A 16,887-nucleotide genomic window follows, 5' to 3' on the forward strand; every position below is an offset into this window, starting at 1 on the left:
ATGCCTGAGTGTCACGAGTGGTTCACGGTGAGCGAGGACCCTGGGTGTGGGTTTCGGCCCTTCTCGGCCCCTGGTGCGTTCCGGCCGGTTACGGTGCATGCACGCACCGTGCCTGGGCAAGCCTTGGCCATGCCTTCGGCGGTCGATGCCCGGAGGCCGGACCGGAAAGGCGGCTGGTGTCCGATATGGGCCTGAGTACGCTGTTGGAGCGCATGCCCGTGTCATGGTGGGAAGCCGATGAGGGGCTGCGCATCGTCAACTGCGGCGGGGGCGCGTTCCATGACCCCGGCACCGCGCAGCGGTTCGTCGACAGCCTCGGCGGCGCGGACGGCGGTCCGGCGGGGGAGGCGGCCGCGGAGGACCGGGAGGTGGGTATCGACCGCCGTCAGGTCCGGTTCGGCGGGCGGCTGTTCGACGTCACCTCCTACCCCGGACGGCTGACCGGCGGCCGCCACGGCGGGACCAGCGGACTCGCGGTGGACATCAGCGCCCTGGACGTCGTACGGCGCGACCACACCGCCTTCACCGACTTCGCGGACTACGCGCCCGCCGCCGCCTTCATCCGTGACGCCCACGGCCGCTACCTGTGGGCCAACCACGCCTACGCCCATCTGTACGGCACCACCGCCGAAGCCGTGATCGGCAGCAGCGTCACCGACTTCGACGCCCCCGAGGACGTGGCCACCTTCCAGACCCTGGACCGGCAGGTGCTCAGCTCCGGCCGGCCGGTGCGGCACACCATCAGCTACCACCGTCCCGACGGCAGTCCCGGACGCGCGGTCGGCCACCGCTTCCCGGTGGCCGAGGACGGCCGGACCTGTGTGGCCGGGATCTACATCGACATCACCGACTACACCCTCGCCCTCAGCCAGCGGCGCGCCGCCGAGGAGGACCTCCAGGCGCTCAGCGAACACAGCGGTCTGCCCTGTGCGCTGCTCTCCACCGGTGGCCGAATACGCCGGGTCAGCGCCTCGGCCGCCGAGTTGCTGCGGATGCATGTCCCCGATCTGCTCGGCCGTCCCGCCCACGGCTTCCTCGCCCCCCACGACGACCTGGCCGAACTGCGCCACGCCTGGCGGGACCTGGTGAACCGGCGCCGGCGCCGGGTGCAGACCTCCGCGGTCTTCCTCGACGCGCGCGGCGAGGAATGGCGGGCCCGGGTGCTGCTCACCGCCGTCAGCAGCGGTTCCCGGCGGGCCCGTGGTGTCTGGGCGGTGCTGCCCCACCACACGCTGCCGCACCGGCCGCTGCCGCCGCTCACCGCCGCGCAGTTGCGCATCCTCACCCTGCTCTCCGCAGGACACGGCAACAACGAGATCGCCGCCTCGCTCCGGCTCTCCCGGCAGACCCTGGACTACCACCTCGGCCGGCTGCGCGAGCTGCTGGAGGCACCCACCCGGCTGGCCCTGGTCAGCCGGGCCTATGTGCTGGGCATCCTCGATCCGCAGGCGTGGCCGCCGCGCTCGGCGGTCGGCTTCCGCCCGGCCGGTCCCGGTTGAGCCCGGGTTGCCCCCGGTTGAACGTGATTCACGCTGGTTGACCCCCTGAGGCCCGCACGGAACCCGGCCGGTTCTCACCGGAAAGGGCCCCCAGTGTGGGGTGGTTCACAGCGCCTCCACCCCATCTCCTGAATGAATTCCTGTTATCCGCTGTCCCGGCCCGGGTCTCCCCCAGTGCCAGGACGACGAGTCAAGCTCAGGAAGAGGGGCGCTGAGAGTGAGCAGCGAGGTCGGAGCAGAGGTCATCGAGGCCGCACGGTCCGGTGACCCGGCGGCGCAGGATCAGCTCGTCAGCGCGTATCTGCCGCTGGTCTACAACGTCGTCGGCCGCGCCCTGAAGGGGCACGCCGACGTCGACGACGTGGTGCAGGACACCATGATCCGGGCCCTCGGCGGGCTCGGCGGGCTGCGCGACACCTCCGCCTGCCGCTCCTGGCTCGTGGCGATCGCGATGAACCAGGTACGCCGCCACTGGCGGGAGCGGCAGGACGCACCCGTCGGCGGTCTGGGGGAGGTGCACGAGATGCCCGGACCCGAGCCCGACTTCGCCGATCTGACGATCGTGCGGCTGGGTCTCGAAGGCCAGCGCAGGGAGGTCGCCGAGGCGACGCGCTGGCTCGACGACAGCGAGCAGGAGGTGCTGTCGCTGTGGTGGCTGGAGGCCGGGGGTGAACTGACCCGTGCCGAGGTGGCCGCCGCGCTCGACCTCTCACCGCAGCACACCGCCGTCCGCGTACAGCGCACCAAGGACCAGCTGGAGACCGCGCGGGTGGTGGTGCGCGCCCTGTCCACCACCCCGCGCTGCCGTGAGCTGTGGCAGCTCACCGGCATCTGGGACGGCCGCCCGTCCGCGCTGTGGCGGAAGCGAATATCCCGCCACGCCCGCGGCTGCGCCGAGTGCTCCGGCCACTGGTCCGGACTGGTCCCGGCCGAGGGGCTGCTCGTCGGCCTCGGGCTGGTGCCGGTGGCGGGTGCGCTGGTGGGCTGGCGCGCGAGCGCGGCCGCCGCCGCGCACCACCCCATGGACCCGGCCGGAGCGGCCACCCCCGGCGACGCCTGGACGCATACGGCGGACACCACGGTGCTCCCGACGGTGGACACCGGCGCGGCACATGCCCAGGGCGGTGCGCATGCCGCAGGCGGCGGGGCGCGCGGCGCCCGGCACCGGGCCCGCAAACCGTCGAGAGCGGCCCGCGCCACCGGGGTCGCCGCGCTCGCGCTGGCCGTCGGAGGCGCGGCGCTGCTCTTCGAACTCCCCAAGGACAAGGGCCACGACGACGCCGGGGCCAGCCGGACCGCGCTGTCGGAGGAGGACACCCCCGCCACCGACGAGCCCACCCCCGACCGCACCACCACCCGGCCCGCCAGCCGCAAGGAGAGCCCGACCCGGCACCCGGTCAAGAAGAAGCCCCGCGCTTCCAAGCCCGCCGCGTCCCCCAGCACCAAGGCCCCGACCGCGAAGCCCACCCGCCAGGCCCCGACCACCGCGCCCCCGACCAAGGCCGACCCCCCTCCGAGCAACAGCAGCGCGTTCGCGCAGCAGGTCATGGAGCTGGTCAACATCGAGCGCGGCAAGGTCGGCTGCTCGCCGGTCCGGCTCAACGACAAGCTGAACTCCGCCGCCCAGGGCCACTCCGACGACATGGCCGCCCGCGGCTACTTCGACCACACCGCCCCCAACGGCTCCGACCCCGGCGACCGCATCACCGCCGCCGGATACCCGTGGCGTACCTACGGCGAGAACATCGCCAAGGGCCAGCAGACCCCGGCCGCGGTCATGGACTCCTGGATGAACAGTCCCGGCCACCGGCAGAACATCCTCAACTGCGACTTCACGGAGATGGGTATAGGCGTCAACCGCGGCGGCGGTGGGCCGACCTGGACCCAGGCGTTCGGCGACCGCTGAGGTCACTTCGTCCCGCGGCGCTTGCGCCGCGGGATCCGAGCCAGCAGTTTCTGCGCCTCGAACGGCCTGCCGGTGGCCGTGAGCACGGATGCGAGGGCCTCGGTGGTCAGCCGGGTGCGCGGATGGCCGGAGCCCAGCAGCCGTGTGGAGCGGCTCCGGGTGTCCCGCAGCACGCTCTCGGCCGCGCGGTACTCGCCCAGTTCACGCAGGACGATGCCGAGGTTGTGGCTCACGGGCAGGACGTCGGGATGGTCCTCGCCCAGGACGCGGACGAGGCCGGTGAGCGCGTCCTCCAGAAGACCGCGCGCCCGGGTGTGCTCACCGACGCCCTTCAGCGTGACGCCGAGTCCGACGGCGGTCCGCAGGGTGTCGGGGTGGGCTTCGCCGAGGATGCGGCGACGGCGGTCGAGGACGTCCTGCTGGACCCGGAGCGCCTCCTCGTTCTCCCCGAGCGTGTGCAGCGCACTGCCCAGCGTGGCCGCGGCGCGCAGGGTGTCCGGGTGGTCCTCACCCAGGACCCGGAGTCCCCTGAGCACGGCGGCATCCGCGTGGTCGCGCATGTCGTGGAGTCTCCCCAGGGGGTGGAGGAGGATGGCGTAGGCGAGGTCCGCCCGGATGGTGTCGGGGTGGTCGCCACCCAGGACACGGTGAAGGCGGTGCAACGTGTCCGCCTGGGTCCGTTCGGCCTCTTCGTACTGACCGAGGCCGTGCAGCGCCACGCTCAGCCGGCCGGAGAGCCGGAGGGTGTCCCGGTGGTCCGCCCCCAATACCCTGAGACTCCAGGCCAGTTCCTCCTCGGCGACGTCCCGGGCACGGCTGTACTCCCCGAGGGCGTACAGCGACTCGGCCAGGAGCGAGGCACAGCGCAGGGTGGCCGGGTCGTCCCGCCCGAACGCCTCGGCCCACGCGGTGTGGACGCCTGACACCAAGGCCGCCGCGTCCCGGTGGGCACCGCTCTCCAGCAGGTACCGGACCGACCCCAGCATCATCCGCCGGCCTTCGGGCTGCTTGGCGATCAGCAGCCCGGACGCGATCAGATGGCCGGTCAGGGTCTTCCAGGAGCCCCAGCGGGCCGGGACACGCGGCTCGTCCGGACAGACCGCGGTCAACAGGGTCTCCGGCTCCGGTGTTCCGGGTACGGCGCCCCCTTCGTGCACGCGCAGCGGCACGATGGAACGGGCGAGCGGGTCGACCTGGAAGCTTCCGTGGTCCAGGCGGACGAGTCCGAGGCGCGCCAGGGTCCGCAGGGACTCGTGTGACCACGGGCGTCCTTCCGGAGGGTCGGCCCAGGTCTCGGGAATCGGCTGGGGGCCGAGCCGGGCGAACGCCGTGAGCAGGCCCACCGCCTCGGGTTCCGCGTCCTCCAGGCGGTCGAGGGCGAGGTCCACCAGGAAGCTCCTGGCGACGTCGGAGTCGTCCTCGTCGCGCAGTTGGAGAGCGCTGAGGTAGTCGTCCGGGTCCACCCCTATGGAGAGATGGCCGACGGCCTGTTCGAGCACGGCCGGAAGACCCCCCGTCGCCGCGGCCAGCGCCCCCGCCTGCTCGGTGGTCAGACCGGGCTGCCGGCGGTGCAGATAGGCCAGGGACTCCGCGCGCGACAGCGCACCCACCTCGATGACCGGGGCGGCCTCCCGCCACGCGGGGTCGCGGGATGTCACCAGGACGTGGCCGGGCCCCTCGGGCAGCCACTCGCGGACCGTCTCCGGACCCGCGGCGCCATCGAGGATGATCAGCCAGCGGTCGGAGGTGCGGAGCGCTTCCAGCCCGAGGCGCGCGTTCTCCACGATGTCCTCGCCGAACCCCCGGGGGCGCAGCCGTCCGGCCAACTCGGCATAGGAGAGCACCACATCGGGGGGATGCCCGGCCGGGATCCACCACACCAGGTCATAGCGGCGGAGGTGGCGGTAGACGTACTCCAGGGCGATCTGCGACGTGCCCGTGCCCTCGGCGCCGACGAGCGCCCTGACAGCGGGGCGGTCACCGGAGAACAGCCCGTCACGGATGCTGCGGAAGGTGCCTTCGCGGCCGACGAACGCCTCGTTGCGGGACGGCACCGACCACAGTCGCGGGCCGCCGTCGGAGGGTCCGGGGGCCTCACGCCTGCCACGCCGCGTGGCCTCCTCGACCGCGCCGAGCAGCACATCACTGGCCCGCGACTCCCTCAGCCCGTACAGCTCCGCGGTGTTGAGCACCCGCAGGGTCCGGGGCACCTCCTCGTCCGGGTAGGGAGCGACCACCAGCGGCAGCACCCGCAGGGACGGCACGAGGACGGGAAGCCACTCGGTCAGGGAGTGTTCGGGGGAGCGGAAGTAGTGGGGGGAGAACAGGGCCACCATGACCGTGGCGTCGCGAAGGAACGCGGCGATCCGCTGCGGGAAGCTCTCGCCCGCCGCCATGTGCCAGGTGTCCAGCAGCACGTCGTATCCGGCGACCTGGAGGTGGGCGGCCACCCACTCGGCCCAGGCGCGGTCCGCGGCCGCGTAGCTGATGAACACCCGCTCCCGTTCCCGCTCCTCGCCTCCCACCCCGTGTCCGAGCCGCTCCACCGCCTCCGGGGACGGCGTGGCGAACGCCTCGCCCGACGCCTCCGCCGTCGCCGCGGCCCCGGCGACTCCCGTGAGCACGCCGGTGAAGGCGCGCGGGCTTCCGTAGCGCGTCTCCAGCCGGGCGGAGACCTGTTCGCGGACCAGCGCCCGCACCTCCCGTACGTCCCGGTCGCGCTGGGCGTAGCGGAGCGCGTCCGCGATCTCCGGGGAGAACGCGAAGTGCAGCGCCCCCGTGCCGGAGCGCCGGAGGAGTCCACCGAGCAGCACTTCGGCCAGGTCGCCGCGGGACGACCCCGGCAGCAGGGACCGTTGCACCAGCCGTGCCACCGGCACCGTGACCGTCGTGAGGGCGGAGAGGAATCCGGCCAGTCGCCAGGACGCCGGGGAGGAGGAGTGGCGGAACCGCTCGATCGCCTCCGCGGGGGACAACGGCGCCGTCGGGTCCGGGGGCCGCGCCGGGCGCACCGGCTGGGGGAGCGGCAGCGCGGCCGTGGAGATCCACCGTCCGCTGCCCGCGGTCAGCTCGGCCCAGGCGCGCAGCGGTTCGGGCTCCAGTTCCAGCACCGGGACGGCGAACGGGGGATGGGCCCCCGGGGCGTGGTGCAGACCCGGGAACACCGCGTTCCACCGGCTGTTGGGCATCCCCGGCTCGGGGAGGTGCAGCAGGGCCGGCCGCGGCACGACGGCGCCCCGGCGCCAGAGCGCGGCGGGGAGGAGATGGGCCACGGCGACCTGGGCGCGCCGGGACCACTCCAGCAGCAGACGGCTCGCCGCCCCGGTGCGCCAGACGGCCCCGACCATGTCGCTGAGCACGAGCACGAGTTGGCGTCCTCCCGGGGCGGCCACCTCGCGGGGGTGGCGCGGGCCGGGGGTGGCGGAGGGGGAGAGACGCAGTTCGACGGCGGATCCGTCGTCGTGGGGAGTCAGATGCCAGCGGCGGATGTCGCGGAACGCGCCGAGCCGGGTCAGGCCCTCCTGGATCTCGCGGACCTCGTCGTGCCACAGGGCCATCGACGGGCTGGTGTCCACGACCAGGGCGAGGCTCAGCCAGCGGGCCGGTTCGGGCCGCACCACCGGCACCAGGATGTTCTCGTCGGCCAGCCGGGTGACCGTGGCCTCCTCGTCCAGTTCGAAGGCGGTGTCGGAGGGGACCTTGCGGGTCAGGGCCTTGAGCGACCGGGTCAGCGCAAGGGCCTGCGGCAGGGCGGCCTCGGCGGGTACCGGGACGGGCGGGCCCGTCTCCGCGCCCGTCCGGTCCCGGGCGGGCCGCCCGTAGGCGCGCAGGCCCGGTCGCTTCCTACGGACCGTGTCCCCGGAGGACCCGGCCACCGGATCCGCCCGGAGCCCCTCGGCCACCGGCTGTCCGTCGTCCGCCGCGCCGGGGGCGACCGGGACGGTCTCACCCGGTTCCGGGTCGGTCCCGGACGGCAGCACCTCGCGGGCCAGCCACAGGATGTCCGCCAGCTCGTCGGGGCCCGGGTCGGCCACCCCGCCTTCCCGGAGCAGCTCGACGAGGTGGGAGATCATGTGGCGTCGGGTCCGCTCAGGGTGTGCATGGTGGCGTCGGTGAGACGGCCCAGTTCCTCCGGAGCGGTCCAGGCCCCGGCCAGCCGTAGCTGGATGGCGTTGAGGAGCTGGTCGGTCGCCAGGGAGCCGGTGGCCCGGCGCCTGAGGAAGGCGGAGATGACACCGTCCTCGCCGTCGGCGGCCTCGGCCGCCTCCCGGCCGATGCGCTGTTCGATGATGGACAGCAGCTTCTCCCGGCTGGGGTCGGCGATGGTGAGCCGGATACAGCGGCGCAGGAAGGCGGGCGGGAACTCGCGTTCGCCGTTGCTGGTCAGAACGACGATCGGGAAGGCGCGGCAGGCGACCCGGCCCCGGGTGATCCGGGCCCGGCCGTTCTCGTCGTCGGTGCCGACGGTGATCGTGGGGCTGTGCTCGGCGAGCCGGGCCAGCTCGGGGATGTCGAACCGGCCCTCGTCCAGGACGGTGAGCAGATCGCCGGGGAGGTCGAGATCGCCCTTGTCGATCTCGTCGATCAGCAGCACCCGGGGCCGTCCGGTGGGGATGAACGCCGTACCGAGCGGGCCGAGCTGGAGGTACTTCCCGATGACGTCGGTCCCCGGGGCCTCCTCCGGGGCGGCGACGGAGCCACCGGTCCCCGGCTCCTCCAGCCGCCGCAGATTGGCGTCCTCCAGCCGCCGGATCGCGTCGTACCGGTACAGCCCGTCGCGGAGGGTGGTCCTGCTGGTGACGGACCACCGCAGCACCGGACCGAGCCCCAGGTCCTCGGCGATGCTGTACGCCAATGTCGACTTGCCGACCCCCGGGACCCCGGTGACGAGCAGTGGACGGCGCAGATAGAGCGCCGAGTTGACGAGTTCGGTCTCGTGCTCGTCGGCGATGTAACCGACGCCGCGCACCCGGTCGGCCCGGTAGCGGTCCAGATCGAGCGACGGCACCGCGTACCCCTCGTCGATCTCGCCGTCGTAGTGGCGCCAGGGCGGCTGGTGGGCGGCGAGCCGGGCCAGCCGGTCGGTGGACCGGTCGCCCTTGTAGATCCACCAGTCCTTCATCGAAGCCTCCGCTCCGGCTCCCCTCGGGCGGGGCGGCCAGATCCTCGTCACGCGGTCAGATGGGTGTCGGTCAGCGCCTGGGTGTCCAGGGCGTGGTCGGGGTCGTCCCACAGCAGGGCGATGTCCGAGCGGATGGCCGGATCCCCCTTCAGTCGTGCCTTCTTGACCAGGCGGGGCAGCTCGGTGACGTCGCCGACCGGCAGCACCTCGCGCAGTGCAACCGGCGGGGTGCTCCCGGCGGGTCCGTTCCGCAGCCACAGGATCACCGGTACGCCCGCCTCCAGCGCCGCCCGCCTGCCCGGTCCGGCCGGGGTCGCGGACATCGCCACACAGACCGGGTGGTGTTCCTCGCACCACTCGTACATCAGGTCCTCGGCGCGGGCCAGGTCCTCGCCGTCCAGCCACACCAGGGCGTTGTGGTGGTCACCGCCCTCCTGGGTCAGCCAGTTCCAGCGGTCCGACCACAGCGCCGCGACATCGCCGTGGCCCCGGGCGTCCGGACAGCGCAGCACCACCTCGTACCGCTTGCCCAGGCAGAGCTCCTGGGCGCCGGGCCGCAGCCGCCACTGGTCGAAGGCGGCGTCCAGCAGGGCGTCGGGGACGGCGAATTCGATGCGGTGCAGCCGTGGGGCCGCCCGCCGCGGTCCGCGCCGCTCCGGGGCGGGCAGCCGGCGCAGACAGTCCTCCAGCAGCAGCCGGGTGTCCTCGAGGGTCACCCGGCGCGGCCCGGAGGTCCCGTCCGCGGGCTCCAGCCGCCGCCAGCCCCCGGTGCGCAGCCAGACCTCCGCGTAGAAGAGACCGGCGTCCTGCGGGTCCTGGTCGAGCCGTACCGTCAGGACGGCCGTCGCCCGGACCGGTTCCGGCGGTGCGGGCAGCGGGGGCAGGCCGTGACCGGCCACCACCCGGCCCGTCCAGCAGGTCAGGTCCGCGGCCAGTTTGCGGTCCGCGGGGTCCTCGGCCGCCGCGAGCCCGGCCGCCAGCGCATGGACGAAGGCCACGGTCTTGGGCACCGAGCCCGGCCGGTGGTGGAACTCCCCGAGCGCCCGCGCCAGTCCGAACAGGTCAGGTCCGCCGTCGGGTGACGGGGCCGCGGCGGCCTCCGGGCTGCCCGGCGGGCCGAACGCCCACCGGTACGCCTCCTCGTGCCCGGGGCAGCGCGATACCGGCAGCTCACCCAGGATCCCTTCGAGCTCCAGCCACGCCTGACGGCCCAGGGCGCCGACGAGATCGTCGGCCGGGGCGCGCGGGGGCAGCGGGGGCGGGGGACCGACGGGCGGCGGGTGCTCCCACGGGGCGCCGTGCAGATAGCGCAGCAGCCTCTCGCAGCCCGCCGGGTCGATCGTGTCGATGGCGTAGCGGGTCACCGCCCGCCCGGTCAGGAACTCCGGGAAGTCCTCCGTGCTGTCCCCGGACAGCACGATGAGCAGCACCCGCTCGTACCAGGTCCGGGGGTTGTCCTCGACGTAGCTCCGCAGATAACCGGCTTCGATCGGCACACCGGTGCCGTCCCGGGCGGGCCGTGCCTCCTCGACGAACCGCCGGTAGGCGGCGGAGGCGATCACCACCACGAACTGCGCGTCCCGGGACTCCTCGTGTCGCCAGCGGCCCCAGTCCCGCGGGCTCTCGGCGGCCGGGCCGTCCCAGCGTGCCTCGACCCCCGAGGCCCGGAGCACCCGGCACAACTCCCGCACCCGGTCGCGGTGGTGCTGCCCATCGGTCTCCTCGCAGGCGTAGGAGACGAACACCCTGGGGCGCGCCACCGGCTCCTCCGGCCGCGCCCCGCCCCCCGTTCCCGCCAACGCCGCACCGTCCTTTCCCGCTCCCAGCGTAATGACAGAACTGACGTCACGTCGGCTCTTGGGGCGGCCGGGGAGGCAGGTGCGGCACCGGGCCGATGGCGGGGGGCAGTTCATAGGGGAGGCCGTGCAGATAGCGCAGCAGCGTCTCCGCCCCGGCGGCGGTCAGCGGGTCGATCCGGTAGGTGGTGACGGCGCCGCCGCCCAGGAAGGCGGGGAGGTCATCGGCGCTGCCGCCGGGCAGGACCACGCGCAGGATGCGCCGGAACCAGTCGCGCGGGTTGCCGTGCACCTCGGCACGCAGCAGCGTGGCCTCCCAGGACACTCCGAGTCCGGTGCCGGGTTCCTCCCGGACCTCGGCCCGGCGCTTGTACGCCGGGGAGGCGATGACGAGGACGCGGTCGGCCTCCTCATAGCGGTGCATCATCCATACGCCCCAGTCCTGCGGGGACTCGGCGGCCAGGAGGTCGAGCCGGGCGTCGACGCCCTGGGCGCACAGCAGCCGCCACAGGGTGCGCACCTGGTCGCGGTGGACGCCGCCGTCGTCCTCGTGCGCGTAGGAGATGAAGACCAGCGGTGGCCGCCCGTCGTCCGTCATCCGCGCCCCCTCGGAAGTGATCGGTGACCGGATCGTATCGAGGGGGCGGCGGGCGCGGGGTTTCCGCCCGTGGGGATTTCAGCCCGTGCGGCTTCAGCCCGGGGTGAGGGCCAGACCCTCGGCGCCCGGTTCGTCGGGGAGCGCGGCCGCGGCCTCCGGCAGGGCGGGGAGGATGGCGGCGAGGGGGGCCAGGATGCCGGGGGCCGGGACGCCGGAGAGCAGCACCGGGTAGGTGGCGTCGCGGTGGCGGGACGCCCGTGCGGCCACCGGGTCCGGGCGGGTGGCCGGAACCATCACCGGGGCCATGACCGGAGCCATGACGGGGACCATCACCGGCACCGTCGCGGCGACCGGCGGCAGGGCCGCCGCCCCGGCCGGACGCGGCGCGGCATCGGCCGGGTCCGGCGCGGCGGTGGCCGGGGCCGGTCCGGCCGGCTGCTGGGTGCGGGAGAGCAGGACCACACCGTGGGCCGCCGCCGCGGCGCCCGCGAGGGCGAGGACGGTACCGGCCGGGCCGCCGTGGAGGCGCTCGCCGAGCAGGGCGATCCCGATGGCCGCGGCGGCGACCGGGTTGGCGAGGGTCAGGGTGGCCAGCGGGGCGCCGAGGCCGCCGCCCGCGTACGCGCTCTGGGAGAGCAGCAGACCGCTCACCGCGAACGCCGCGACCAGGACGGCCACCGCCAGGACCGGCCAGGACAGCACGGCGGTCCCGGTGCGGGCGGTGAGCGCGACCGTGAGGGTCTGGGTGAGCGCCGAGGCGACACCGGAGGCGACACCGGACGCGGCGGCGAACCGCAGCCCCCGGCCGCGCGCGTCCCCGCCGGACCGGATGAGCACGGCGATCAGGACCAGCACGACCGCCGCCACCGACAGGGACTCGGACAGCGCGAGGGTGTCGTCCGGCGCGGCGCCACCGGTGACCGGCAGCAGGGCGCCGAGGCCCAGGAGGGCGAGCGCGGTGCCGCGCCACTCGGTCCGCAGCACCCGTCGGCCCGCGAGCCGCGCGCCCAGCGGCACGGCCGCGACCAGGGTGAGCGCGCCCAGCGGCTGGACGAGGGTGAGCGGTCCGTACTTCAACGCCGCGACGTGCAGCAACGCACCGGTCACGGTCAGCCCGACCGCTCCCCACCAGGCGCCGCACAGCAGCAGCCCGGCGATTCCGGCCCGGCGGTCCCGGCCCGCGAGCCGCTCCTGGGCGACGGCGGCGGTCGCGTAGGCCACGGCGGAGGCGAGGGCGAGTACGACGGCTATCAGCGTGGGGTCCATCCGCCGCTCCTCCCGGCCGCCCGGCCTCCATGGCCCGGGTTCCTATCGGTACACGACTGTACCGAAACGAGAGTGTACCGGTTCACGGGTGTATCGGTACAGGGATGTATCGGTACGTCGATGTCTCGGTACACTGCTGAGCAGGAGCAGCCGGGAGACCCGGGGAATCCGAGGAGGAAACTCATGCCGTCGGAGACCACGGCGACGCCGCAGCGCCGTTCGAAGATCACTCCCGAGCGGGAGCAGGAGTTCTACACGGCGGTGCTCGATCTGCTCCAGGAGGGCGGATACGAGGCGCTCACCATCGAGGGCGTCGCGGCCCGCACCCGCTCCAGCCGTTCCACGCTCTACCGCCAGTGGAACTCCAAACCGCAGCTCGTCGTCGCCGCGCTGCGGTCCGGCAACCGGCGGCTCGCCCTGGAGGGCATCGACACCGGCTCCCTGGAGGGCGATCTGCGCGCGGTCGCCGAGGTCGCCGGATCCGTGTGCGGCGCGGACACCAAGCTGATGTACGCGGTCGGCCACGCCGCGCTGCATGACCCCGAGCTGCTGGAGGCGCTGCGGTCGGCGCTGATCGAGCACGAGGTGGCGGCGATCCGGGCGATGGTCCGCAGGGGGGTGGAGCGCGGGGAGGTCGACGGGGAGAACGCGGCGACCGAGTTCGTCCCGACCCAGCTCATCGGCGCGATGCGGGTGCGTCCGCTGCTGGAGGGGCGGCAGGCCGATACCCCCTACCTCACCCGCTTCCTGGAGTCCTCGGTCTTCCCGGCCCTCGGGATCGGTGTGCGGGCCTGACCGCCCGCCCCCGCGGGGCCGTCGGATCAGCCGTCAGATCACCGGCGGACGGCCCAGCCGGGTCATCCGCCACACCGTGCGCCAGCGCATCGGGCGCCGGGTGCCACACGGGGTGCGGAACCCCTCCGCGAACCCGCCCGCCCACGCCCGCAGCCCGTCCAGGGCGCGGGTGCGCACCAGGGTGAGCAGCGTCCAGCTCCCCAGGTAGAGCGGGACCAGTGGCAGCGGCAGATGGCGGCGGGCCAGCCAGACCCGGTTGCGCGCGGTCATCCGGTAGTAGACCGCGTGCCGGGCGGGGGAGGTCTTGGGGTGCTGGAGCAGCAGCTCGGGCACGTACCGCACGAACCAGCCGTCGTCCAGCGCCCGCCAGGCGAGGTCGGTCTCCTCATGGGTGAAGAAGAACGCGTCCGGCCAGCCGCCGATCCGCTCCAGCATCGGCATCGACAGGGCGTGGCCACCGCCGAGGAAGGTGGTCACCTCACCACCGCGCATCGGGTCCGAGGCGCGCAGCCGGGGGACGTGCCGGCGCTGGGTCTCCCCGTGCTCGTCGGCGATGCGGAAGCTCACGATGCCCAGCCGGGGATCGGCCGCGTACAGATCGCGCACCGTACGGAACACTCCGGGGTCGACCAGCAGTCCGTCGTCATCGAGGTCGATCACCACATCGACGTCACCGAACTCCCGCAGCCGCCGCAGCGCCACGTTGCGCCCGCCGGAGACACCCAGGTTCTCGTCCAGTTCGACGGCGGTCACATGGGCGGGGAGCTCCGGGAGCGGGGAGCCGTTGCCGACGACCACGATGCGGGTCGCCGGTACGTCCTGCCGGTCCACCGACTCCAGGAGCGCCGCCACCTCGCGGGGCCGGTTGCCCATGGTCAGGATGGCGACACCCAGTCGGGGTTCGGGCACGGCGGGACTCCAGGGCTCGGCGACGATTCCCGCGATCGTAGCCGTTCACCGAAGTGGCCACTTCCGTACAGCCGATGTTCATCGGGGAACGCGCAAACGGCGGAGTCGACGGCTTCAGCCGTCGAGTGCGGTCACCGCCTGCTTGGCGGCGCCGACCGCGCCCTCGCGGATCACCGTGGCGGAGGGCGCCCCGCGGTCGCCGAAGTCGCTGCCGTTGTAGGTCACCGTGACCGTGGCGTTGGCCATCCGGACTGTGACCACGGCCTCGCGCACCTTCTGGCCGTCCTCGGTGGTGAGCTCCTCGCCGATCCACGCCTGCTTGCCGAGGCCGGACAGCGGTTCGGCGCCCTCCGGACCCCGCGCCCCGCCGTCGGAGCCGCCGGTGCCGCCCGAGCCGCCCGTGACGTCGAAGGCGATGTCCAGCCAGCGGTAGTCGTAGTCGTCGAGGGCGTGCCAGGAGCAGCCGGTGCGGCGCGAGACATCGCTGGTCCGCAGCGCGTTCCCGGCCGTCGGGGCACCGGGCACCAGCTTCTTCACCATCGCCGCGGGGACGGCCGCGCACGGTGTGGCGGGCGCGGTCGGATAGCGGCGCTGCTCGACGGCGGCACCGGGGGCGGAGGCGGTGGCCGAGGGCTTCGGCGAGGCCCCGGCCTGCTGGGGCCGCGCGTCCGAGTCACCCGGGGCGGTCATGGCCACGCCCGCGGCGGCGAGCACGGCCACGGGCACCAGACGGGCGGCCAGGGTGAGCGGCAGAGAACGCATGGCGTCTCTTTTCGGTCGGATGGCGAAGTGAAAAGGGAGGCGCGAGCGGGGTGATGGGCCAGTGGGGACGGTGGGAAGACCATGCCATACCCAGCCGCCGTGGAACACCCCGGGCCGGAAGGAGATCGTCACTGGACTAAAGGGGTGAATTTACATCTTCTTCACATTATCTATTCAAATCCCTGGATATCTACGACGGGTGACGATCCATCGCCCCTCCCTCGCGACCGGCTCACGGCCTTCCGCCCGCCCCCTGCGTCGCTTTCCGTGCATCCCGCACCGTTCGCCCCGGCTCCACCGCCATCTTCTGCTCCGGCTCATCGTTCTGATGCGACGTCAGCCGACGGCGACGGCGGCGGATTGCGTCAAACGCCCCTTCCGGCAACGGTCCTCATCCGGTGGCCATGTACGTGTTGTGTGCGGGCAAACACCCCGCCGCTCCCCGACACTCCAATTCCTCTGACGCCACGAGCCAGGGGAGAGCACATGGCACACGACTCGCACCAGCGGGCGATACGAGCCGCGGCAGCACTGCTGGGCCGCCGCCGCTTCCTCACCGCAACCGGTGCCGCCGCCGCACTCGCGTTCACCACCAACCTGCCCAGCGCCCAGGCCGCCTCGCAGGTGCCCTCGCACTCGCTCACCGACAACCCCTTCACCCTCGGCGTGGCCTCCGGCGATGCCCTGCCGGATGCCGTCGTGCTGTGGACCAGACTGGCGCCCCGCCCCTATGAGCCGGGCAACGGACTGCCCGAGCGCGGCACCCTCACGGTCCACTACGAGATCGCCCGCGACGAGCACTTCAAGCGGATCGCCCGGCGCGGCACGGCCGTCGCGCACGCCGAGTTCAACTACACCCTGCACGTGGACGCCAAGGGTCTCGAACCCGACCGCGTCTACTGGTACCGCTTCCACGCCGGCAAGTGGACCAGCCCGGTCGGCCGCACCCGCACCACCCCCTCCGCCGGGGCCCGGATCCGTGAGATGCGGTTCGGTCTGGCCTCCTGCCAGGCGTACCACGACGGCTACTTCACCGCCCTCGGCCACCTCGCCGACGAGGACCTCGACGCCGTCTTCCACGTCGGCGACTACCACTACGAGTACGCCGTCAACGCCACCGGCGGCGCCCGCAACTACACCGACCGCCGTCTTCCCGCGGTCTTCAACAAGGAGACCGTCACCCTCGAGGACTACCGGCTGCGCTACGCGCTCTACAAGTCCGACGAGGACCTCCAGGCCGCCCACGCCGCCTTCCCCTGGTACGTCACCTGGGACGACCACGAGACCGAGAACAACTACGCCGACGACGTGGACGAGAACGACAGCCCGTCGGAGGAGTTCCTGGTCCGCCGGGCCGCCGCGTACCGCGCGTACTGGGAGAACATGCCGCTGCGCATGCCGCAGCGGCCCGATGGTCCCGATATGCGGCTCTACCGCCGCTTCCACTACGGCAGGCTCGCCCAGTTCGACATCCTCGACACCCGCCAGTACCGCTCCAACCAGGCGTACGGAGACGGCTGGCAGTACCCCGGGCCCGACTCCGAGGACCCGGACCGCACCCTCACCGGCGGGGCCCAGGAACGCTGGCTGCTCGACGGCTTCCGCCGCTCCCGGGCCACCTGGAACGTCCTTCCGCAGCAGGTCACCTTCTCCCAGCGGAAGAACACCACCGCCGCACGCTCCAAGCTCTCCATGGACTCCTGGGACGGCTACCCGGCCTCCCGCGACCGGATCCTCGCCGGTGTCGAGCAGGCGGGGGTGGAGAACCTCGTCGTCCTCACCGGTGACGTCCATGTCCACTACGCCTTCGACATCAAGGAGAACTTCGACAAGCCCGACTCCCGCACCGTGGGCGTGGAGTTCGTGGGAACCTCCCTCACCAGCGGGAAGGACGGCGCGGACAAGCCGGACAACTGGTCCACCTACATGGCGGCCAACCCGCATATGAAGTTCTACAACGGCCGGCGCGGCTATGTGACGGTCACGCTGGACGAGCGGCAGGCGCGGGCCGACTACAAGACGGTCGCCAAGGTCAGCACCCCGGGCGCGCCGCTCACCACCGCGGCGTCGTTCGTCAGCGAGGCCGGGAACCCCGGTCTGCACTCCGTCTGACGCCCCCGCGAACGCGCTGACGGTACGCGTCCGGCCCCGTCCCGGGCCGGGCGCGTACCCTGCCGTCCGTGGCGACGAGCAACGAGACGGACCTCGACCCCGGCCGTGACCGCGCACTGTCC

General features: G+C 73.3%; 11 protein-coding genes. 4 read left to right on the top strand and 7 right to left on the bottom strand.

The genetic code is table 11. The features are described 5' to 3' along the window. The first annotated feature begins 212 nt into the window (after positions 1-212). Positions 213-1,499, top strand: coding sequence for a PAS domain-containing protein (locus tag NMK44_RS22180; protein ID WP_254745760.1), 1,287 nt, complete (start codon positions 213-215; stop codon positions 1,497-1,499). Positions 1,500-1,716: 217 nt separating this feature from the next. Next, positions 1,717-3,405, top strand: coding sequence for a sigma-70 family RNA polymerase sigma factor (locus NMK44_RS22185; protein ID WP_254745761.1), 1,689 nt, complete (start codon positions 1,717-1,719; stop codon positions 3,403-3,405). Positions 3,406-3,407: 2 nt separating this feature from the next. Here NMK44_RS22185 and fxsT read toward each other — a convergent pair whose 3' ends face one another. The 5 genes from fxsT to NMK44_RS22210 form a co-directional block, all read right to left on the bottom strand. Further along, positions 3,408-7,478 carry an FxSxx-COOH system tetratricopeptide repeat protein gene (gene fxsT / locus NMK44_RS22190; RefSeq protein WP_254745763.1) on the bottom strand — a complete coding sequence of 1,357 codons (4,071 nt, stop codon included), beginning with the start codon at positions 7,476-7,478 and terminating at the stop codon, positions 3,408-3,410. Then, positions 7,475-8,527, bottom strand: coding sequence for an AAA family ATPase (locus tag NMK44_RS22195; protein ID WP_254745765.1), 1,053 nt, complete (start codon positions 8,525-8,527; stop codon positions 7,475-7,477). Before NMK44_RS22195 ends, fxsT begins: the two co-directional genes overlap by 4 nt. A gap of 47 nt (positions 8,528-8,574) precedes the next feature. Further along, positions 8,575-10,287 (bottom strand): VMAP-C domain-containing protein, encoded by a 1,713-nt coding sequence (locus NMK44_RS22200; RefSeq protein ID WP_254745767.1) that lies wholly within the window; start codon positions 10,285-10,287, stop codon positions 8,575-8,577. An 85-nt stretch (positions 10,288-10,372) separates the two neighbouring features. Continuing rightward, positions 10,373-10,921 carry a toll/interleukin-1 receptor domain-containing protein gene (locus NMK44_RS22205; protein WP_254745768.1) on the bottom strand — a complete coding sequence of 183 codons (549 nt, stop codon included), beginning with the start codon at positions 10,919-10,921 and terminating at the stop codon, positions 10,373-10,375. A 93-nt stretch (positions 10,922-11,014) separates the two neighbouring features. Next, entirely contained in the window at positions 11,015-12,187 is a 1,173-nt protein-coding gene (locus NMK44_RS22210; RefSeq protein WP_254745769.1) for a DMT family transporter, read from the bottom strand. 183 nt (positions 12,188-12,370) lie between these two features. Here NMK44_RS22210 and NMK44_RS22215 point away from each other — a divergent pair, with 183 nt between their 5' ends. Continuing rightward, positions 12,371-12,982, top strand: a complete 612-nt coding sequence (locus tag NMK44_RS22215; protein WP_254745770.1) for a TetR/AcrR family transcriptional regulator — start codon at positions 12,371-12,373, stop codon at positions 12,980-12,982. Positions 12,983-13,015: 33 nt separating this feature from the next. Here NMK44_RS22215 and NMK44_RS22220 read toward each other — a convergent pair whose 3' ends face one another. Continuing rightward, the gene (locus NMK44_RS22220) at positions 13,016-13,891 is read right to left on the bottom strand and encodes a glycosyltransferase family 2 protein (RefSeq protein WP_254745771.1); all 876 of its coding nucleotides are present in this window, start codon (positions 13,889-13,891) and stop codon (positions 13,016-13,018) included. 114 nt (positions 13,892-14,005) lie between these two features. After that, the gene (locus NMK44_RS22225; RefSeq protein ID WP_254745772.1) at positions 14,006-14,653 is read right to left on the bottom strand and encodes a hypothetical protein; all 648 of its coding nucleotides are present in this window, start codon (positions 14,651-14,653) and stop codon (positions 14,006-14,008) included. Between the two features lie 486 nt (positions 14,654-15,139). On the opposite strand from NMK44_RS22225, the gene NMK44_RS22230 reads away from it, so the two are divergent. Further along, entirely contained in the window at positions 15,140-16,765 is a 1,626-nt protein-coding gene (locus tag NMK44_RS22230) for an alkaline phosphatase D family protein (RefSeq protein WP_254745773.1), read from the top strand. Positions 16,766-16,887 lie beyond the last annotated feature (122 nt).

It is taken from the genome of Streptomyces cucumeris, from assembly GCF_024295805.1.
Classification (GTDB): domain Bacteria; phylum Actinomycetota; class Actinomycetes; order Streptomycetales; family Streptomycetaceae; genus Streptomyces; species Streptomyces cucumeris.

Excerpts from the sequence above, each read along its gene's own strand:
- NMK44_RS22180 (WP_254745760.1), top strand. The coding sequence starts at position 213 with ATGCCCGTGTCATGGTGGGAAGCCGATGAGGGGCTGCGCATCGTCAAC.
- fxsT (WP_254745763.1), bottom strand. The coding sequence starts at position 7,478 with ATGATCTCCCACCTCGTCGAGCTGCTCCGGGAAGGCGGGGTGGCCGAC.
- NMK44_RS22195 (WP_254745765.1), bottom strand. The coding sequence starts at position 8,527 with ATGAAGGACTGGTGGATCTACAAGGGCGACCGGTCCACCGACCGGCTG.
- NMK44_RS22205 (WP_254745768.1), bottom strand. The coding sequence starts at position 10,921 with ATGACGGACGACGGGCGGCCACCGCTGGTCTTCATCTCCTACGCGCAC.
- NMK44_RS22210 (WP_254745769.1), bottom strand. The coding sequence starts at position 12,187 with ATGGACCCCACGCTGATAGCCGTCGTACTCGCCCTCGCCTCCGCCGTG.
- NMK44_RS22215 (WP_254745770.1), top strand. The coding sequence starts at position 12,371 with ATGCCGTCGGAGACCACGGCGACGCCGCAGCGCCGTTCGAAGATCACT.
- NMK44_RS22225 (WP_254745772.1), bottom strand. The coding sequence starts at position 14,653 with ATGCGTTCTCTGCCGCTCACCCTGGCCGCCCGTCTGGTGCCCGTGGCC.
- NMK44_RS22230 (WP_254745773.1), top strand. The coding sequence starts at position 15,140 with ATGGCACACGACTCGCACCAGCGGGCGATACGAGCCGCGGCAGCACTG.